Source organism: Serratia sp. C2(1), assembly GCF_036352655.1.
GTDB lineage: Bacteria > Pseudomonadota > Gammaproteobacteria > Enterobacterales > Enterobacteriaceae > Serratia > Serratia inhibens.
This window is the reverse complement of sequence record NZ_JAZFBA010000001.1, coordinates 1,738,683-1,759,277: the sequence shown is the minus strand read 5'-3', so window position 1 is coordinate 1,759,277 and position 20,595 is coordinate 1,738,683. Positions and strand designations below refer to the sequence as shown.

Genomic DNA, 20,595 nt, shown 5'->3' with positions numbered 1-20,595 from the left:
AGGAGCCTTTGGCCTGAACTCAAACGACCTCGTTATGCGCTGATTTCCTTCCACAGAATATTGACGGTCTGAGCGGGGTTCCACCCTTCGTTCGAGGTGTGGGCTTGGATACATTGATAGGTTTTGCCCTGATAGTGAACCTTGTCATCCACTTCATACCGGGTATTGAGCGCCCATTCCGGAATGTTGCCCCCGCCGCTGGTCTTCAGGATCAACACATTGCTGGGCAGGGACAGGTAATCCCGCACGTCGATAGCCGCGACAAAATAGCGGTATTCGGTGTTTGCGCTGAGCCCGACATCCGTATATTCATGCTGGGTCGGCGACGTAGTGCCCACCTGGATGCCGTTGCGATACACATAATAATGCTTAAGCGCATGGCCGCCTGTCGATGCTGACCACATTAAACGTACCGTATCGGCGGTGACGCCCATCGAATGCAAATTACCCGGTGCGGTAGGCGGATTGTCCTCACCCCCTTCAACGAGCGTGCGGGCAACGATCGAATTCCCCGGCAGCGATTGATTATGTTCACTGTCCGTGGCGGCGACGAAATAGGTGTAGTCCGTGTCCGGAGCCAGGTTTTTATGGGTATAGCCGAGCGTCGGCGCATCGAGCTTAACCAACAGGTCGCCGTTGCAAAAAACGGAGTAGTGGGTAATGGGATGCGTACCCGTGGAGGCTGACCAGGCTAGCTCAAGCGAATTTGTGGTCACATTGGTCGCATGCAAGCCGCCAGGAGGGGTCGGACGCTCGCTCCCGCCGGCCTCGGTGAAGTTGAGATCGATAACCTGATAAAACGCGTTGCCGGTATTGGCGACTTCCCAGACGGCGAGCAACACATGGTAGCCACTTCTCTCCGGCAGCGTCAGCTGATGGATTGTCGGTTCAGGCGGCGTTAACGCTGCCTGATGCTCCCAGTGTGGCTGAGCGGACAGCTCTGCTTTATAGAAGGGCGTCGATTCGAACTGGTCACGCGCGAGTTTGCGTTGTGGGTCCCAATCGGCCTTGGTGATGAAATAGTTCCAGCGACGGGTGAGGTGAAGTGCATGGTATGCCCAGGACACCGTAAGGGGTTGGCCCGCTTTGACCTCATGTTTGCGCCATTGGGTACCGGGCTCGTCGAGGAATAGCGCACCAGGCCAGCCACCGCTGGCAATTTGCCCATCTGCCGCCGGGACATTGCTGATATCGTCGGTTGGCGCGATCGGGTCATGCAAGCCGCCTGCGATGGCGGGGAAGAATTTCCCTGCCTCCAGGGAGCTCGGATCGGTATCCGTCAACTTACCTTCCTGGTAGGCGAAGATAGCGCGAGATTCCGGGGAAAACACATGCCCGTGACGAGGTTGATTACGTCGTGCGTTAGCCATTTTATTTCTCCATTTATTCAATGAGATATTAATAATTTTGCGGGTAAAGGCCGTGCGAGATTATCGACGCGTTTCGACCTGCCAAAGCATGTCGGCCAGAGAAGGGATCCAGAATCGGTTAGAGGTATGTTCCTGAATGCACAAATAGGTATTGCCGGCATAGCTGACGCGATCGCCACGGTTATACCATTGCTCTGTGCGCCATTGTGGTGCAGCGCCGGGCAGTGTGCCGGCCAACAGCGGCGCACTGTTTGAAGAGCTATTGCCTTCGGTATCGGTGGCACTGACGGTGTATCGATACTGGGTACCCGCCGTCAATCCGCTGTCGACGAAACGGGTCGCCGTTGGCTGGGCAATTTTCTGGTTATCGCGCAAGACGGAGTAGTAGGCGATGGGATAGGTGCCGGTGGACGCGCTCCAGGATAGGGTAATGCTGTCCTGGGTTTGCGCCGAGGCAATAAGGTTGGCGGGTGCAGAAGGTTTCTCGCCGCTGCCGCCACCGGTCAAAAAGCCGTAACGCGTGACGAATTCCCAATCATAGGGCTGCCCGGACTTGTTCACGCCGTCATCCCAACTGACTGACCAGGTCATCAGGCCACGGATCGGATTGCCTGCTTTCTCCAGGCGTTCAAGCGCATTAATGGCGTCCTGCGGATTAATGACATAACCATTAGCTGCACCATCAATATTAGCGGGCAGGCCGATAATGAATTTATCTGCCGGAATGCGGGTAAAACCACGGGTGCCGTGAGTGAGACTGTCGGTGAGGTAATAAAGAAAATCCTCTTTCATGGCGTCGTCGTCTTGTTTAACCAGTTTATTTAACTCATCGACCCAAACGCCATCTCCGCCCTGGTTGTAATATTGCGGCGCAATAAAATCGTAAATATCTTCGAGCGCTTTAAGATAGGCGAGATAACTGCCGGATTCACGCAGGTAAGGGAATTCCGGCGCCATGCTGATAATGAAGTTTTTACCTTCCAGAGCGTAATGTTGTTTAACCATGCGCAACGCGGCGGGGATAACCGTGCGGTTGTCTGCGAAGGTGATGGCCGATTGTTCAAGGTCAATATCCAGCCCGTCGAAGCCGTAGGTTTCCACCAGTCTGATCAGTTCATAGGCCAGCATCTCTTCTTGGCCGGCGTAGAGCTCAATATGGGCGTCAGCGCCGCCAAGGGAGATGAGCACTGCGCGGCCTTGTGCATTCAAGGTATTGATTTGTTGTCTGAATTCCGCATCTGAATAGCGATAGGGTCTGAACGTTGGGATACCGCTGCCTTTCATAAAGGCCACGGCTACCACGTTGTATTCCACTGGAATGTCGGTCAGCGCCATCTCGGCGAACATGCCGCCCTGATAACCTTGCCCCGGCTCGGGGGCCCAGTTGTGCCAGAACCCCATCAGGATATTTTTTCCTGACATATCGGGCATCAGTGACGCGGAATCTCGGGTTTTGTTTTTATATTGACGTAAAATAACAGGGCTAAGCATAAATACTTTTCCTTATGTATGGGTACAGAATGGCGGTTCAGTATAAAACTGACCACGAGCTATGGTGCTATATTCATAGAAGTAAGATATAAAGTATTTCAACCTCCGTTAATTGCGGTGGTTTTTTGTAATGACTATTTCAATTTTTCTCTAATTGGTTCGTGTTTTTACAGCCTTTATATAATATCGCCGAATAATATAAAGCCATACGATAATGGCTCACATATTGATATAGATCAATGCTGTTCTATAAATATTTTTAATATTTATGAGTTTATAATATGACATTATCACCTTAATAAACTGTTTTTATATGAATGATTAAATAAGGAATGAAAAGGTTGTAAATAACATCAAAAAAAATAATCTGGCCCGGATATCGTGCATCAACGCTCAGCGTTGGTGCATTCGTTTTTTTTAACCTAAAGGCAAACGGTTGCTTGTGTTTTTCGTTATTTATTTTTAATTGAAAATAAAATTATTTTTTTTAACTATTTGTTTTCGTTGTTTGTTTTTTAGGGCGTCGGGCATGTGGCACACCCTTTGCTATCCTTTAATCAACACCTGCGATCAATAAAAAGACCGCGCTATCTCCTCCGGCTGAAACCCCATAACCGGAGGTTGTGCGCGGGTCGGTAAAAAGGAAAGGCAAAATGAGCATGCAATTCACCACGGCTATTCGTGGCAACTTTTTCGATATCGCTGCCTGTGTGGAAAGCCCGCAGCAGTTGAATGAGCAACTGCGGCATATTCCCGACGGATTACTGTTGCTAAACGAAGGCGCCATTGTCTGGTTCGGCAGTTGGCAGCAGGGCGAGCCGCTGTTGCCGTCGGGCTTCGAGGTTAAGCATTACCGCGACAAACTGATCGTGCCGGGGTTTATCGACACCCATATTCACTATCCGCAAACCGAAATGATCGGTGCCTATGGCGATCAACTGCTGGCGTGGTTGAAGCACTACACTTTCCCGACCGAAAGCCAGTTCTGCTGCGAACGGCACGCCGGCAAGATGTCGGCGTTCTTCCTGCAACAGCTGCTAAGTAACGGCACCACGACGGCGTTGGTGTTTGGCACGGTACATCCGCAATCGGTTGAAGCACTGTTCAGCCAGGCGGCGGCGCTGAACATGCGCCTGATCGCCGGTAAGGTGATGATGGACCGCCATGCACCGGACGAACTGCTGGAAACCCCGGAGCAAAGTTACCGGCAAACGCGAGAGCTGATCGCGCGCTGGCACGGCAAACAACGTCTGGGCTATGCGATAACGCCGCGTTTCGCGCCCACCAGCACCCCAGCGCTGTTGGCGCAGGTGCAGCGGCTGCGCAAGGAGTTTCCGGACGCCTGGCTGCATACTCACCTGAGCGAAAATCTGGATGAGGTGGCCTGGGTGAAAGCGCTGTTCCCGGAGAGCCGCAGCTATCTGGATGTGTATCATCAGTACGGTCTGACCGGCGAGAAAAGCGTATTCGCCCACTGTCTGCACCTGGAAGAGCAAGAGTGGGATTGCCTGTGCCAGACCGGCTCGGCGATCGCGTTCTGCCCGACCTCCAACCTGTTCCTCGGCAGCGGACTGTTCAACCTGCAAAAAGCCTGGCAGAAGCAGGTGAAGTTGGGTATCGGCACCGATGTCGGCGCAGGCACCACCTTCAATATGCTGCAAACGCTGGGCGAGGCTTACAAGGTCGGCCAGTTGCAGGGCTATAAACTTTCCGCCTGCGAAGCCTTCTATCACGCCACCTTGGGCGGCGCGCGCGCGTTGGCGCTGGACGATAAAATCGGCAACTTCAGCGTCGGTAAAGAGGCGGATTTTGTGGTGTTGGATCCGGCGGTATCGCCGCTGCAGAAGCTGCGTCATGAAAACAGCCGCGAACTGGCTGATCAGCTGTTCTTGCTGATGACGCTGGGGGACGATCGCAACGTTTATCGCACCTATGTTGACGGCAAAGTGGTTTACCGCATGGCCGCGCATCAGGAGGCAGCATGATCCAGTTCTTGCTTAATCAAACGTTGAAAAGTGAAAGCGCGCTCGACCCCAACACCACGGTACTGAATTATCTGCGCCGTAACCTTGGCCGCTGCGGTACCAAAGAAGGTTGCGCCTCCGGTGACTGCGGTGCCTGCACCGTGGTGTTGGCGGAGCCGGAAGACGGGCAGTTGCGTTACCGCAGCGTTAACGCCTGCCTGACGTTCGTCAGCGCGCTGCACGGCAAACAGCTGATCACGGTGGAGGATTTGAAACACCATGGCCAGTTGCACAGCGTGCAGCAGGCGATGGTCGATTGCCACGGCTCGCAGTGCGGCTTTTGCACGCCGGGGTTTGTGATGTCGATGTTCTGCCTGCAAAAAAACGGTGGGGAGTATCAGCGTGAACAGGCGCAGCAGGCGCTGGCGGGCAACCTGTGCCGCTGTACCGGCTACCGGCCGATTCTGGCGGCGGCGCAGCAGGCCTGCGGCATCAAGGGCGAGGACAGTTTCGATCGTGGGCAACAGCAAACGTTGCAGCGCCTGCAAGCCATTCGCGCAGCGACTCCGCTGGCAGCGGCGGGCAAACGCTGCCTGATGCCACAAACGATCGACGAACTGGCTGCGTTGTACCAACAACACCCGCAGGCCAGGCTGTTGGCCGGCGGCACCGATCTGGCATTGGAAGTCACCCAGCGCCACCAGGATTTACCGCTGATGATTGCCATTGGGCAGATTGAGGCGTTGAAGCAAGTCAGTTGGCAGGACGAACGCTTGACGATCGGTGCCGGTGCGGTGCTGAGCGACCTGTATCCGCTGTTGGAAAAATATCACCCGGCCTTCGGCGAGTTGTTGGCGCGTTTTGCCTCGCAGCAGATCCGCAACCAGGGCACCCTGGGGGGCAATATCGCCAATGCCTCGCCGATTGGCGACGGTGCACCCATGCTGCTGGCGCTGGATGCGATGCTGAATCTGCGCTGCGGCGATGTGCGGCGCGAGTTGCCATTGAACGATTTCTTCCTGGGATATCGCCAGACCGCGCTGCAACCGGGGGAATTTATCGAAAGCATTGCGCTGCCTGCCGTAGCTCCGGCAGATTTCCGCGCCTGGAAAGTCTCCAAACGGCTGGAGGACGATATTTCGGCGGTGTGCGGCGCTTTTAACCTGAGGATCGAACAGGGCATTATTCGCAGTGCCCGGCTGGCGTTTGGCGGCATGGCCGCGACGCCAAAACGCGCCTTGTTATGTGAACGGCAATTGGTGGGGCAGCCCTGGCGACGCGCCACCGTTGAACGTGCGGTGCAGGCGTTGGCGCAGGACTTTACGCCGCTCAGCGATTTCCGCGCCAGCAGCGGTTATCGCCTGCTGGTGGCGCAAAACCTGCTGCGCCGCTATTTCATTGCGCTGACCGCGCCGCAGCTGGCGATCGAGGTGACGGCCCATGAGTAATAACAAGCGCATTGAAGAGACGCAGGAACAGCTGGCCGAACGTTTCCGCCAGCCGTTAACCAGTGGAGTAGGCCGTAGCCGCAAACATGAAAGCGCCGACAAACACGTCAGCGGGGAGGCGCAATACATTGACGATCGGCTGGAGTTCCCAAACCAGTTGCATTTGGCGGCGAAGCTGAGCGAGCGGGCGCATGCGCACATCGTCAAGCTGGATTTGTCGGCCTGTTACGCCTTCCCCGGCGTGGTGCGGGTGATCACCTGGCAGGACGTGCCGGGCGAGCTGGATATTGCGCCCCTGACTCACGGCGATCCGCTGCTGGCGAAGGAGAGGGTCGAGTACGTTGGGCAGGTGATCGCGGTGGTGGCGGCAGAAGACCCGGAGATCGCCTGGCGAGCGGCGCAGGCGGTGAAGGTGGAGTATCAGGATCTGCCGGCGCAGTTGGACGTGACGCAATCGCTGCGCGAAGGCTTCGTGGTGCAGGAGGCGCACCATCATCGGCGCGGCGATGCCGACGGCGCGTTGGCGCGGGCTTTGCACCGCATTCAGGGCGAGTTGCACATCGGCGGCCAGGAGCATTTTTATCTGGAGACCCAGATTGCCTCAGTGATGCCCGCCGAGGACGGCGGCATGCTGGTGTATTCCTCCACCCAGAACCCGACCGAAATCCAGAAACTGGTGGCTTCGGTGCTCAATCTGCCTATGCACAAGGTCACCCTCGACATGCGCCGCATGGGCGGCGGTTTCGGCGGCAAGGAAACCCAGGCTGCCGGCCCGGCGTGCCTGTGTGCGGTGGTGGCGCACCTGACCGGGCGGCCGGCCAAAATGCGCCTCAACCGCCGCGACGATATGCTGATCACCGGCAAGCGCCACCCGTTTTATATTCACTATGACGTTGGTTTTGACGACGGCGGGCTGCTGAACGGAATCAAGATCGACCTGGCCGGTAACTGCGGCTATTCGCTCGATCTCTCCGGATCTATCGTTGATCGCGCCATGTTCCACGCCGATAACGCCTATTTCCTGCAAGATGTGTTGATTACCGGTCACCGCTGTAAAACCCATATCGCGTCCAATACCGCTTATCGCGGCTTTGGCGGGCCGCAGGGCATGATGGCGATTGAGCAGATCATGGACCATATTGCGCGCTATCTGGCGCTCGATCCGCTGGCGGTGCGCAAGACCAATTATTACGGCAAGGACCAACGCAACATCACCCATTACCACCAGCCGGTGGAGCAGAACCTGCTGCAGGAAATGACCGCTGAACTGGAACACAGCGCGGATTATCAGGCACGGCGCGAGGCTATCCGCCGTTTCAACGCCGAGAACCCGATTTTGAAGAAAGGGCTGGCGTTGACGCCGGTGAAGTTCGGCATCTCCTTTACCGCCAGCTTCCTCAACCAGGCCGGCGCGCTGGTGCTGGTTTACACCGACGGCAGTATTCAGCTCAACCACGGCGGCACCGAGATGGGCCAGGGGTTGAACACCAAGGTGGCGCAGATCGTCGCCGAAGTGTTCCAGGTGGAGATTGAACGCATTCAGATCACCGCCACCGATACCGGCAAGGTACCGAACACGTCACCGACGGCAGCCTCATCCGGTACCGATTTGAACGGCAAGGCGGCGGAGAATGCGGCGTTAATCATTAAACGGCGGCTGATCGACATGCTTGCCAAACAGCACCAGGTCAGCGCCGAGCAAATTGCCTTCAGCAACGGCCAGGTCAGAGTGGGCGAACGTTATTTCAGCTTCGAGCAGGTGGTTGAGCAGGCCTATTTCAATCAGGTTTCGCTCGCCAGCACCGGCTATTACCGCACGCCGAAAATTTTCTACGATCGCGACAAGGCCAGCGGCCACCCGTTCTATTACTTTGCCTACGGCGCGGCCTGCTCGGAGGTGCTGATCGACACCCTGACCGGCGAGTACAAACTGCTGCGCGCCGATATTCTGCACGACGTGGGCGACTCGCTGAACCCGGCTATCGACATCGGCCAGGTAGAGGGTGGCTTTGTGCAGGGCATGGGTTGGCTGACCAGCGAAGAACTGGTGTGGGATGAACAGGGCAAGCTGCTGACCAACGGCCCGGCCAGCTACAAAATTCCGGCGATTGGCGATGTGCCCGCCGATCTGCGCGTTACGCTGCTGGAAAATCGCAAAAACCCGGAAGACACGGTGTTTCATTCCAAAGCGGTGGGCGAGCCGCCGTTTATGCTGGGGATCTCGGTTTGGTGCGCGATCAAGGACGCGGTCGCCAGCCTGGCGGATTACCGCCTGCAGCCCAACATCGATGCACCGGCCACGCCGGAACGGGTACTGTGGGGCGTGCAGCAGATGCTGTCCAGTGACATTGTCACTGAGTTGACGCGGGGGAACGGCGATGGACGAATGGATTGAGGTACTGGCGGAACTGCGCAGGCGCGGCGAGCCCTGCGTGCTGGTGACGTTGGTGGACGAACTGGGTTCTACGCCGCGCAACCGCGGCACCAAAATGCTGGTGACCACCGAGCGGGCGGTCAATACCATCGGCGGCGGCCACCTGGAGTTTCAGGCGCTGGCGATTGCGCGTGAGATGTTGCAACAGGGCGAGGCGACCCTGCGGCTGGAGCGTTTCCCGCTGGCGGCGCGGCTGGGCCAGTGTTGCGGTGGAACCACCAGCCTGTTGTTCGAGCCCTTGATCCCGCCGCGCCCGCAAATCGCGCTGTTTGGCGCCGGGCACGTGGGCCGTGCGCTGGTGAACATTCTCGCCACCTTACCCTGTCGGGTGCGTTGGGTAGATGGCCGTGCGGCGGAGTTCCCTGTGGCGATGCCGCCGGGAGTACAGCAAGAGATTTGCGATGAGCCACTGGAGATCGTCGATGCCATGCCGCCAGGCAGTTATTTCATCGTGATGACCCACGATCACGCGCTGGATCTGGCGCTGGCGGAGCGTATTTTGCGCCGTGGCGATGCCGGTTATTTCGGCCTGATTGGTTCACTGACCAAGCGTAAACGCTTCGAATACAAGCTTGGCCAGCGTGGCATCAGCGAAAAGGCGGTGGCCGCCATGCGCTGCCCGCTGGGGCTGCCCGACGTCAAAGGCAAACTGCCTGCGGAGATCGCGGTAGCGGTGGCCGGGGAGATTATTGCTTGTTACGGGAGGGGGGAACGGGGTGTATAAAACCCCTTTCGGTTCTTTCTGTAGCAGCAGATTGGCTTCTGTTAATAACGGGAAGGTGGGTTTACGGCCTTGAAAAAACGGGTTATGCATATTATTAATCAGAACCCGTTTATCTCGGTTCAAATGTTATCGTGAGAATTGAGTGTTGCAGTGGCACCGCCGGGTTTTACCCTCGATTCAGACCTGATTTTTACAACAAGGCCATATGGAAATGAAAGCATTGTTCATCGCTTCGCTGGGCGTTTTATCGTTAACTCAGGCATCACTCTCCTTCGCGGATAATATCAATGGGAAAAACATCTACTTACAGAGATGTACTCTGTGCCACGGAACAGATCTCAAAGGCACGGGGCCATTGGCTGATAGAAGCAATCCGCCTACGCCTGATCTGACCACTCCCGCGTTCAAAGCACGGCTCAATGATTATCCGGGTGTGATTGTATCGTCGATAGTACTTCGTCCAAATGGGGACTTGATTCCAAAAACTTTGCGAGAGAATGGGGTAAAGCTACCGCCGTTCTCTTGGCGGATTCAGGATCTGCGCGATTTGAATCAATACATGAGTAGTGTGATTTCAAAGCGTCGATAAAGCCGATGGAGCCCAGACTGCCGTCGGCAAGGCGGTGTCCTGCAACGGGACACCCCATTCTAATCACTTGTTTTTGCTCAAACTGCCAACTGCGCCTAAGCTAGGATATAGCCTGGGGACTGGGTTCCCCGTGCACTTTATTCTGTGAACATGGAGGAGTTTCGATTTGATGCGTTTATCTACATTGGTGCTGGCGATCGGCATGGCGCTGGGCTCGCAGGCACAGGCAGCAGAAACCAACCCGCACGCGAGCCATAGCGCGTTGCCAAGCGGCCAGGCTAAGGAGGCTAACGTGACCGGTGAAGCCAACCAGCACGAGAACAAAAAGAACGAGAACCCGTTCTTCTATCAGAGCCGTCTGCCGTTCCAGGCACCGCCGTTCAATCTGATCAAAGAAAGCGACTACGCCCCGGCGATCGACGCTGGCATCAAGCAAAAGCGGGAGGAGGTGGAAAAGATCGCCAATAACCCGGCCAAGCCTGATTTTAAAAATACCTTTGTGGCGCTGGAGCAGGCCGGCGCGCTGCTGACGCGGGTGATGAACGTGTTTGGCGCCATGACCTCGGCCAATACCAGCGACGCGCTGCAAAAGCTGGATGAGGAAAGTTCGCCGAAACTGGCGGCGCTGGATGACGCCATCATGCTTAACAGCAAGCTGTTTGCGCGCATCAAGGCAATTTATCAGCAGCGCGATGCGCTGAAGCTGGATGCGGAATCGCGCCGCCTGGTGGAAGTGACTTACAAGAACTTCGAACTGGCGGGGGCCAACCTGTCCGATGCCGATAAAACCAGGCTGAAGGCACTGAATCAGGAAGCGGCGACGCTGAGCACCCAGTTCTCCAACAAACTGCTGGCGGCGACCAAAGACGGCGCGCTGGCGATCGCCGACAAAGGCAAGCTGGACGGCCTGTCGGAAAGCGAACTGGCTGCGGCGGCTCAGGCTGCCGGCGAGCGCAAGCTGGACAAACAGTGGCTGCTGGTGTTGCAAAACACCACCCAGCAGCCGGAGTTGCAGAGCCTGAAAAACAGAGATACTCGCAAGGCACTGTTTGACGCTTCGTGGAACCGGGCGGAAAAGGGCGACGGCAACGACACCCGCCAGACCATCGCGCGCCTGGCCAAGGTGCGCGCCGAGCAGGCCAAATTGCTGGGCTTCCCGAACTATGCCGCCTGGAAACTGCAAAATCAGATGGCCAAAACCCCGGATGCGGCGCTGAGCTTTATGCGCAATATCGTTCCGGCGGCCACCGCGCGCGCCGAACGCGAAGCCAAAGACATCCAGGCGGTAATCGATCAGCAGAAAGGCGATTTCAAGGTTGAAGCCTGGGACTGGCAGTTCTACGCCGAGCAGGTCCGCAAGGCGAAATACGATCTGGATGAGTCGCAGATCAAACCTTACTTCGAACTGGATAACGTGCTGAACAACGGCGTGTTCTATGCCGCCAAGCTGTTGTATGGCATCAGCTTTAAAGAGCGCAAGGACATTCCTGTCTACCAGCCGGACGTGCGCGTGTATGAAGTGTTCGATAAAGACGGCAAATCGCTGGCGCTGTTCTATACCGACTTCTTTAAGCGTGACAACAAGGGCGGAGGCGCCTGGATGAGCAACTTTGTCGAACAGTCGAAGCTGAAAGGCACCAAACCGGTGATCTACAACGTCGCCAACTTCACCAAACCGGCACCGGGCCAGCCTGCGCTGCTGTCGTATGATGACGTGATCACTATGTTCCACGAGTTTGGTCATGCGCTGCACGGCATGTTTGCCGATCAGGAGTACCCAAGCCTGTCCGGCACCAATACCGCGCGCGACTTTGTCGAGTTCCCCTCTCAGTTCAACGAACACTGGGCCAGCGATCCCAAAGTCTTTGCGCACTTCGCCAAACACTACAAAACCGGCGAAGCCATGCCGCAGGAACTGGTCGACAAAATCAAAAAAGCCGACAAATTCAACAAAGGTTATGACATGACCGAGCTGCTGTCTGCCGCACTGCTGGACATGCACTGGCACATGCTGAGCGCGGATCAGCCGCAGCAGGATGTGGACAAGTTCGAAGCCGAATCGCTGCTGAAGGATAAAATCGATCTCAGCTACGTGCCGCCGCGTTATCGCTCCAGCTACTTCAAGCATATCTGGGGCAACGGCTATGCCGCCGGTTACTATGCCTATCTGTGGACCGAAATGCTGGCGGATGACGCCTTCCAGTGGTTCACCGAGCACGGCGGCCTGACGGCGGAGAACGGCCAGCGCTTCCGCGACATGGTGCTGTCGCGCGGTAACAGCCAGGATCTGGAAAAACTGTACGTCGATTGGCGCGGCAAAGAGCCCAGCATCGAACCGATGCTGATTAACCGCGGGCTGAAAGACGAATAAAATATTGTGATGTTTGTACGGCGAACAGGGGCGCAAGAGATTGTGCCCCTGTTTTATATTGGCAGCTTGTTGGTGCTGAGGGGGGGCGCGGTACCGTCCGGTAATTATTGCTGAGCGGCCCGGTAAAACGCCGGCAGAAAGTTGAGGCATTGCCGATGCAATGGTTTATCATGCGCCGGTTAATGTTGACCTGTGAGCAATGAAGATAAAAATTCCCCTCAAACGCTGTGTCGCCCTTGGCATCCCTTTGCTGATCTCCGCCTGTGGTTCGCTGTCGCGCATGCCGACCGATGCTTCGCCGCTGGAAAGCCGGCGTTTGGCATGCAGCGGCGATCTGCAGGCTGAAGTCGACAGCCTGGCGCGGCCGATGATCGACGGCCATCAAACGCCGGGACTGGTAGTGGGGATCCTTACTCCGAACGGGCAAGCGCATACCTTTGGCTACGGCGTAACCGATACGCGGCAGGGCTATCCGATGAACGGCAACACGCTGTTTGCCGTGGGATCGGTCAGCAAAGGGTTTATTGCCGAGGTGACGGTGGTGCTGGTCAACAAAGGCGTGTTGCATTGGAAGGATATGCTGGCGACTCTGCTGCCGGCAGGCACGCCGCTCAGCCCGGATGCGGCAAAAATCACCTTGTTGCAATTGGTGACCCATACTTCGGGCCTGCCGCGACAGATGATGACGCCGGAGATGCTCGGCGCCTTCGCGCGTTACCTGTTTACCGGCGATAATTTCTATCGTTCGCTGGATACGCCAAAATTTCTCGATTATCTGGCGCATTTCGATGCGCCAACGGTGGAAGAGCCGCGCTATTCCAACCTGGGTTATGCGCTGCTCGATTACATCTTGCAGAGGCGCACCGGCAAAACGGTGGATCGCCTGACCACCGAAAACATCCTCCAGCCGTTGGGGTTGACCCACACCCGCTACGATGCGCAGCAGTTGCCCGGCTACCCGCAGCGCGCCATTGGTCATGCCGGCGATCAGCCCAAGTTTATCCGCCGTGGGCAGCAGGTACCTGACTGGCATTTTTCTTCCTATATGATCGGTGCCGCCGGGCTCTATACCGATGCCGACGATTTACTGCGTTATGCGCGGGCGCATGTTGAGCCTACCGGGTCGGCGGCGTTGGACAAGGCGCTGAAAGACTCGCTGACGGTACGTTTTGCGCGCAGCAAAGAGGCGGCGGCCATCGCCTGGGTGGTGGATGACGTCGGTGCCCAGCAGATTACCTATCAGGTGGGATTTATCGGCGGCTACTCCAGCTATATCGGCCTGGATTTGCGCCATAAGACGGCGGTGGTGGTGCTGCAAAACAGCTTTAACTGGACCAATAATATCGGCCACCGCTTGTTGCAGCGCATGGGAGAAGCTGCGGACAGGCATTTTACCTGCCAATAAGCCGGGCTCCGCGCACGGAGCCCAACCTCTTCAGCGGTTAACCACCTTGGCCGGCAGCGCGATCACCAGCAGCGAACTGAGCAGCAGACAACCGGCAAAGGCCCACAGCGCACCGCCGCTTTTGCCGGTCAGATCCAGCGCCAACCCCATCAGCGAGTTACTCACCAGCCCGGCGATATTCGCCAGCGAACAGGCCAGCGCAAAGCCGGTTGCCGCCGCCGTACCGCGCAAAAAAGTGGCCGGCAGGCTGAAGAACACCGGCACCGCGCCGATGATCGCCGCCTGGGCGATGGAGAACAACAGCACAGTGGCGATCACGTTATGGGTGAAGAAGGTGCTGCCGGCCATCGCCATCGCGCCGACGATAAACGGCACTATAATGTGCCAGCGCCGCTCACGCATGCGGTCGGAACTGGTGCCAATCAGCAGCATGCCCAGCAGAGCGGCGACGCTAGGCAGCGCGGTCAACAGACCGATGGTGGTAATGTCGGTGACTCCGGCAGTTTTGATAAAGGTCGGCATCCAGAACCCCATCGCATAGGCGCTGAGCAGGATCGAGAAATCGATGCCGCCCAACATCCACACCTTGAGGTTAAAGAAACCGTCGCGGAAACTGTGCTTGCTGTGGCCGGCTTCTGCATCGTCATGCGCCAGATCCTGCTCAATGCGTTTTTTCTCTTCCTCGGTTAACCATTTTGCCTGTCGATAATTATTGGGCAGCACCCAGAAGGTGAGCACGCCCAGCAACACACTGGGTATCCCTTCCAGCAGGAACAGCCATTGCCAGCCATGCAGCCCGTGGCGCATATCGAAATGCCCCATGATCCAGCCGGAGATCGGGCCGCCGAGCACGCTCGACAGCGGCAAGCCGATCATGAACAGTGCAATGATGCGGCCACGCCGATAGGTGGGGAACCATAGCGTCAGGTAATAGAGCACGCCGGGCAGGAAGCCGGCTTCCGCCACGCCCAGCAAAAAACGGATGGCGTAAAACTGATTCGGGGTGGTGACGAACATGGTACCGGCGGAAAGCAGGCCCCAGGTGATCATGATGCGGGCAATCCACACTTTGGCGCCGACGCGCTGCAGGATCAGGTTGCTCGGCACTTCAAACAGGATATAACCGACAAAAAACAACCCGGCACCCAGCCCAAAGGCGGCTTCGCTCAGTTGCAGTTGATCGGCCATCTGCAGCTTGGCCAGCCCGACGTTGATGCGGTCAAGGTAAGCGGCCAGATAACACAGGCAGAGAAACGGGATCAGCTTCCAGGTGATTTTGCGGTACAGCAGCGATTCTGTTCCCGCTTTCCCCGCTAACGGGGTTTCAACAATGGCCATGATGATATCTCCAGGTGGTGCATGGTGGCCTCCGGAGGAGGAGCGTTGTGTGTTTGCTTTTGAGGCGCTTTCCGCGCCTTCTTTATTGTTCTGCTCTCCGTGCAGGTGAAACTCTGGGTTACAGCCGGTTCAAATAATCGAGGGTCTCCCTTTTAGTCACTACGTCGCCATATTTGCTGTCGATGTCGAACAGGTTGGCTTCGTGCGGGCCGGCGTGGCGATCGCCCACGCATTCACGCACCACGATAGTGCGAAATCCGTGTTGCACGGCGTCCACCGCGCTGGCGCGAATACAACCGCTGGTGGAACACCCGGCCATCAGCAGAGTATCAATGCCGAGCGCCACCAACATCGGCGCAAGCGACGTGCCGAAAAAGGCGCTGGCGTATTGTTTGGTCAACACCACCTCGGCCGCTAACGGCGTAACCTGGGGGCAGAACGCCGCCAACGGGTTACCTTCGACCATGTCTTTCATCACCGGCGCTTTTTTCACCCAGATACCGCCATCGGCGAAATGCCCCGCATGATAGCGGATATTGGTGTGGATCACCGGTATTCCTACCTGCCTTGCCGTTGCCAGCAGCGCCATGCTTTCGTCGACCGCGCTGACCACGCCGGGGGCGAACAGCGGTGCGCCCTCGGTGGTGTAAGCCTGCATAAAGTCGATCACCAGCAGCGCCGGGCGATGGCCGAAGCCGATACGGTTGCCCCAGACGCCGCTGTAGTTATCGATGAGAGAGTTATCGGCTGCGGATGCCATTCTTCCTCCTTAATAGGCGCCGGACAGCAGGGCACCGGCGCCGGGAACGATCGGCTCCAGCTCCAGCGCGGTCAGCATGGCGTAGGTGGTGGCGATGGCGGCGGTCAGCACCGGTTTGCCGGTTTGCGCTTCAACGGTGGAGACCGCAGGTAAAGACGGCATTTGCACGCAGGCGGACAGCACTATGGTGTCTACGTCGCTCAGATCCATCTCGGCGACAATTCCCGGCAGTTTGGTCGGATCGTGGCGGCCCACCGCCAGGTTGTCCGGGATCTCCAGCGCCCGCCACACCTTAACCTCAATGCCCTCGTGTTCGATGTAGTCCACCACCATTTGGGTCAGCGGTTTCATATAAGGCGCCACCAGCGCGATGCGTTTGGCACCGAGCACTTTCAGGCCACTGACCAGCGCGCCGGCGCTGCTGATCACCGGTGCGGCGGCGTTGTTGTCTTGCGTAACCTTTGCCAGCCGGGCCTGGGACTCGCGATGATAGCCCAGCCCCATCGACATGATCGCCACCAGGCAGGCATAGCCGAGCACATCGACCTGCGCGTCGGAAAGCTCGAGCGCACAGCGGTCTGACTCGGCGTCCATCGCCGCCAGCTCTGCCTTGCTCACATGTTTCATGCGCATGCGGCTGGAATGAAAGGTAAAACGCTCCGGGCGGATCAATTGGCGCGCGGTCAACATCGCCGGAATTTCGGTTTCCATCGTGGTGTTGGAACTGGGTACGATCTGGCCGATACGGTAATTTTTGGTCATGAAAAATGCTCCTCAGTTAATCCAGAAAATCGCCCAGGGCGCGGAAGAAACCCTCAACGTCGTCCCACGGGATCATATGCCCGGCGTTCTCGACCTCGACAATGGCGATTTCCGGCTGCAGCGCGCGGATTTCCTCGCGATCTTCCGGCAGGATCACGCCGCCTTTGCCGGCGACCATCAGCAGCGTCGGCATGCTCAGGGCGGGATAGTCGCGGTGGCTGTCAACCTGATGGAAATCTTCATAGGCACGTTGAATGGCCGGTTCATAGCAGGTGTGCAGCCATTCGGCGCGCAACTGCCGCTGTTCCTCGCTCCAGGTCGGGCAGTAAGCGCGCATCTGTTCGGCATCCATCCCCGATAGCGACTGGCGGATGGAATCGACGTACCAAGGCCATTTCCCGGGATAGTCACGGCGGCCGGGGCCGGAAACCGGCGGATCGACCAGCACTAACCGGCGCACGCCGGCCGGTTGCAGCACCGCAGCGCGCAGGGCAAAACGCGCGCCCATGGAGTGGCCGATCAGCGAATAGCTGTCCAGTTTCAGCGCGGCGGCGAAAGCGTTGACGTCCTGCGCGCAGGTTTCGGCGTCATAGGCCAACTCCGGGCCGCTGGAAGACAGACCGCGCCCGCGCACGTCCAGCACGTAGGTGTCGTATTTTTCTCCCAGCCGTTCGGCGACGAACCCCCAGGTGATCGCCGGGCTGGTGATGCCGGGGATCAGGATCAGCGCCGGGCCCTGGCCGCCGTAACGCAGATAGTGCTGGCGGATGCCGTTGGCCTGCACGTTGGCGCCATACAGGAAGCGGCTCATGCGGCGTTCTCCGATTTCAGCGCCTGCGCATACAGGTCATAGCCGTACACCCAGGCCGGATCTTCCTGAGTGCGCAGGAAAGTATTGGCGTTGGACACCGCCTGCACGCGAGAGGCGCGCTCTTTGCGGTTGGCTTCATACAGTTGGAAGGCGGTACGGTAGTCGGTCAGGCCGGTTTCCTGCAGGCAGCGCGCCAGCATGGCGGCATCTTCGATCGCCATCGCCGCCCCCTGCGCCATATGCGGTTTCATGGGGTGGCAGGCGTCGCCGAGCAACACCATGCGGCCTTCGCTCCACAGCGGCAGCGGTTTGCGGTTCAGCAGCGGCCATTTGGTGACCTGCTCGCTGGACTCGATCAGCGCTTGTACGATCGGGTGATAACCGGCGAAGGTTTCGTACATTTCTTCGCGGCTGCTGTCGATGAAGCTACCCTGGAAATCCCATGCCGGGTGGGGTACGCCGCTGACGTAATAGTATTCGTCGCGTTTTTGCGTGGTGTAATAGACCATCAGGTGGCGATCCGCCGACCACCACTTCACGCAGTCTTCGAAGCTCAAATTGTATTTGGCCAGTTTCTCGCCGCGGATCAACGCGCGGTGGGCCACCCAGCCGCTGTAAGTTGGCGCTTCGACGCCCAACAGGTGTTCGCGAATGCGTGAATTGATGCCGTCGGCGCCAATCACGATATCGGCGGTGGCGCTGGTGCCGTCGGCGAAATTCAACGCCACTTCGTCGCCGCGATCTTCAATCTTGCTCAGGCATTTGCCAAAGTGCACGCTGCCCGGTTGCAGAGCGGCCATCTGCAACGCCTGTAAATCGCCACGATGCACGGTAACGTATGCCGCGCCGTACTCTTTGCGGGCAAATGCCCCCAATTCAATGCGTGACAGATAATCGCCGCTTTCGGCATCGCGGCTGAACCAGAAATCCGGGTGCGAAGCCATTTGCTCCAGCGGCTGTTCGATGCCGAGGCGGCGGAAAATCTTCAGTACGTTCGGTCCCATATGGATACCGGCACCGAGGCGTGAAAACACCGGGCTTTGCTCATACAAATCGACGGTAAAGCCGGCTTTTTGCAGCAGACCTGCGGCGGCGGCGCCACCCAGTCCTGCGCCGACCACGGCAATGCGTTGTTGTTTGCTCATCATTTTTCCCCTGACTGTTGGTCTTTTTAGGCGTTGTCCGCAGCAAGGCCGGACGAATAATTTATAGTGTATACACTTAATATCGCAAAGTTGCACAAGTGTTAATTTAGATCTTGCTCACGCTAATGGGGTGCAACTTGCTGGTAAACTCATGTTAATCACAGCCTGTTACGGGCATAAAATAGGATTTACTTATGGGTGGCGTTAGCGACTTGCTTCTCATTGAATTTTGGGCTTAGATGATTAAAAGAGCGTGTTCACTTTAATTTGTGCAAAATACATTCACCGGTGCCGAGTGCGTCGGTGATTCACTAGCGAAACAGGAGATACACCATGGCGGTCAATGAGAGTCAGCTGGTTCAACTGTTCGAGCAGGTGCTTACGCTGTCGAAAGTGGATGCTTCGCAGAGCGTAGCCATCCTGAAAAGCCATTATTCCGATGCGCGTACGGTGCGCGCCGCCACCGATGCCGCGCTGCGGTTGGGGGCCAAGGTTTATGCGGTGGAGCTCCCCTCGTTCAACCATCCGCGGGCGATGGGCAATGACATGACCGCTTACTGCGGTGACACGGCGCTGACCGGCAACCCTGCCGCGCAGCGTGCGCTGGAAGCCGCCGATTTGATCGTCGACACTATGATGTTGCTGCACTCGCCGGAGCAGGAGCAAATATTGAAAACCGGCACGCGCATACTTTTGGCGGTCGAGCCGCCGGAGGTATTGGCACGGATGTTGCCTAACCCGGAAGACAAGGCGCGAGTGTTGGCGGCGGCTGCGGTGCTGGAGCAGGCGAAGCTGATGCGGGTGACATCCGCCGTCGGCAGCGATTTCCGCGCACCCTTGGGGCAATACCCGACGGTGACCGAATACGGTTATGCCGACGAACCGGGACGTTGGGATCACTGGCCGAGCGGTTTTCTGTTCACCTGGCCGAATGAAGAGCAAGCGGAAGGGGTGCTGGTGCTGGACGTCGGCGATATTCTGCTGCCGTTCAAGAGCTATGCCCGTGAACGCATTACGCTGGAGATTGAGCAAGGTTTTGTGACAGGTATTCACGGCGGCTTCGAAGCGGAATACTTGCGTGAATACATGAAGTATTTCAAGGATCCGGAAGTGTACGGCATCTCGCATATCGGTTGGGGCCTGCAACCGCGCGCCCAGTGGACGGCAATGGGCCTGCACGATAAAAACGACGGTATGTGTATGGATGCACGCGCATTTTACGGCAACTTCCTGTTCTCCACCGGCCCGAATACCGAAGTCGGCGGGACGCGAAAAACGCCGTGCCACATGGATATTGCGCTGCGTCGCTGCGACATCAGCCTGGATGGCCAGACGGTGGTGGCTGAAGGGGAAGTGGTAGCGCCGGCGGCGTCGCGGGTGCGCCAGGGTTAACCGTTGCTGTTAACCGCAGGGGTTTGTACTATTCTCGGTAGTTTCCATAGATGGTGAGAGTAACGCAATGACGCCCCCCGAATACCCGGCCGCCGATGACGGCCAAGCCGAAAACTACCATTTTACCGAACAAGTCGGGCACCTGCTGCGCAAGGTTTATCAACGCCACGTGGCGATATTCCAGCAGAACGTCGGGGATTCGCAACTGACCGCCGTGCAGTTTATTACTCTGTGCGCGGTACGCGACATGGGGCCTAGCTCACTGACCGAACTGGTGCAGGTGACGGCGGTCGATCAGGCCACCATTCGCGGCATCGTCGAACGCCTCAAGGCGCGTGAGTTGATCACCGTCATGCCGGATCCGATAGACCGGCGCAAAGTGGTGGTCGGGTTGACCGATACCGGCGTCGGACTGCTGGCAGCAACGGTACCGCATGCGGAGAAGATCACGGAATTAACCTTCGGTACGCTCAATCCGGCCGAACGTGTAGCCTTGATGTTCCTGCTCAATAAAATGCTGGAAGACCAGCCGCCAGGCTGATTCGCCACCCGCAACTGCGGTTGTCCGGTGGGTGGCCTGCGGCGAGGTCT

At 57.6% G+C, this 20,595-nt stretch carries 16 protein-coding genes; 9 read left to right on the top strand and 7 right to left on the bottom strand.

Annotated elements, in window-relative coordinates; translation table 11 throughout:
* Positions 1-32 precede the first annotated feature (32 nt).
* Positions 33-1,370 (bottom strand): lytic polysaccharide monooxygenase, encoded by a 1,338-nt coding sequence (locus V2S86_RS08125; RefSeq protein ID WP_330761994.1) that lies wholly within the window; start codon positions 1,368-1,370, stop codon positions 33-35.
* Between the two features lie 60 nt (positions 1,371-1,430).
* Positions 1,431-2,861, bottom strand: coding sequence for a fibronectin type III domain-containing protein (locus tag V2S86_RS08120; protein WP_330761993.1), 1,431 nt, complete (start codon positions 2,859-2,861; stop codon positions 1,431-1,433).
* A gap of 653 nt (positions 2,862-3,514) precedes the next feature.
* Between V2S86_RS08120 and guaD the strand changes: the two genes are divergently transcribed.
* The 7 genes from guaD to V2S86_RS08085 all read left to right on the top strand — a co-directional run bounded on the left by guaD (position 3,515) and on the right by V2S86_RS08085 (position 13,796).
* The gene (guaD, locus tag V2S86_RS08115; RefSeq protein WP_330761992.1) at positions 3,515-4,846 is read left to right on the top strand and encodes a guanine deaminase; all 1,332 of its coding nucleotides are present in this window, start codon (positions 3,515-3,517) and stop codon (positions 4,844-4,846) included.
* Positions 4,843-6,273: a xanthine dehydrogenase small subunit gene (xdhA, locus tag V2S86_RS08110; protein WP_330761991.1), complete on the top strand. Its 1,431-nt coding sequence runs from the start codon at positions 4,843-4,845 to the stop codon at positions 6,271-6,273. Before guaD ends, xdhA begins: the two co-directional genes overlap by 4 nt.
* Positions 6,266-8,668 carry a xanthine dehydrogenase molybdopterin binding subunit gene (gene xdhB / locus V2S86_RS08105; RefSeq protein WP_330761990.1) on the top strand — a complete coding sequence of 801 codons (2,403 nt, stop codon included), beginning with the start codon at positions 6,266-6,268 and terminating at the stop codon, positions 8,666-8,668. The genes xdhA and xdhB overlap by 8 nt, the downstream gene beginning before the upstream one ends.
* The gene (gene xdhC, locus V2S86_RS08100) at positions 8,652-9,431 is read left to right on the top strand and encodes a xanthine dehydrogenase accessory protein XdhC (RefSeq protein ID WP_330761989.1); all 780 of its coding nucleotides are present in this window, start codon (positions 8,652-8,654) and stop codon (positions 9,429-9,431) included. The genes xdhB and xdhC overlap by 17 nt, the downstream gene beginning before the upstream one ends.
* A gap of 211 nt (positions 9,432-9,642) precedes the next feature.
* Positions 9,643-10,020 (top strand): c-type cytochrome, encoded by a 378-nt coding sequence (locus tag V2S86_RS08095; RefSeq protein ID WP_330761988.1) that lies wholly within the window; start codon positions 9,643-9,645, stop codon positions 10,018-10,020.
* Between the two features lie 169 nt (positions 10,021-10,189).
* On the top strand, positions 10,190-12,391 hold the full coding sequence (gene dcp / locus V2S86_RS08090) for a peptidyl-dipeptidase Dcp (protein ID WP_330761987.1): 2,202 nt from the start codon (positions 10,190-10,192) through the stop codon (positions 12,389-12,391).
* A 199-nt stretch (positions 12,392-12,590) separates the two neighbouring features.
* The gene (locus V2S86_RS08085; protein WP_330761986.1) at positions 12,591-13,796 is read left to right on the top strand and encodes a serine hydrolase domain-containing protein; all 1,206 of its coding nucleotides are present in this window, start codon (positions 12,591-12,593) and stop codon (positions 13,794-13,796) included.
* 30 nt (positions 13,797-13,826) lie between these two features.
* On the opposite strand, the gene V2S86_RS08080 is transcribed toward V2S86_RS08085, so the two are convergent.
* From V2S86_RS08080 to V2S86_RS08060, 5 genes are all read right to left on the bottom strand, one after another.
* Complete coding sequence (locus V2S86_RS08080) at positions 13,827-15,134, bottom strand: MFS transporter (RefSeq protein WP_330761985.1); 1,308 nt, start codon at positions 15,132-15,134, stop codon at positions 13,827-13,829.
* A 118-nt stretch (positions 15,135-15,252) separates the two neighbouring features.
* Entirely contained in the window at positions 15,253-15,894 is a 642-nt protein-coding gene (locus V2S86_RS08075; RefSeq protein ID WP_330761984.1) for an N-carbamoylsarcosine amidohydrolase, read from the bottom strand.
* A gap of 9 nt (positions 15,895-15,903) precedes the next feature.
* The gene (locus V2S86_RS08070) at positions 15,904-16,656 is read right to left on the bottom strand and encodes a maleate cis-trans isomerase family protein (protein ID WP_442996133.1); all 753 of its coding nucleotides are present in this window, start codon (positions 16,654-16,656) and stop codon (positions 15,904-15,906) included.
* Positions 16,657-16,672: 16 nt separating this feature from the next.
* Positions 16,673-17,467 (bottom strand): alpha/beta hydrolase, encoded by a 795-nt coding sequence (locus V2S86_RS08065; protein ID WP_330761983.1) that lies wholly within the window; start codon positions 17,465-17,467, stop codon positions 16,673-16,675.
* Positions 17,464-18,615 carry an FAD-dependent monooxygenase gene (locus V2S86_RS08060; protein WP_330761982.1) on the bottom strand — a complete coding sequence of 384 codons (1,152 nt, stop codon included), beginning with the start codon at positions 18,613-18,615 and terminating at the stop codon, positions 17,464-17,466. The genes V2S86_RS08065 and V2S86_RS08060 overlap by 4 nt, the downstream gene beginning before the upstream one ends.
* Positions 18,616-18,945: 330 nt before the next feature.
* On the opposite strand from V2S86_RS08060, the gene V2S86_RS08055 reads away from it, so the two are divergent.
* Together V2S86_RS08055 and V2S86_RS08050 are read left to right on the top strand one after the other, a co-directional pair.
* Positions 18,946-20,004: a 2,5-dihydroxypyridine 5,6-dioxygenase gene (locus V2S86_RS08055; RefSeq protein WP_330761981.1), complete on the top strand. Its 1,059-nt coding sequence runs from the start codon at positions 18,946-18,948 to the stop codon at positions 20,002-20,004.
* Between the two features lie 67 nt (positions 20,005-20,071).
* A complete protein-coding gene (locus V2S86_RS08050) occupies positions 20,072-20,545 on the top strand; it encodes a MarR family winged helix-turn-helix transcriptional regulator (RefSeq protein ID WP_330761980.1) in 474 nt (157 codons plus the stop codon).
* Positions 20,546-20,595: the final 50 nt, after the last annotated feature.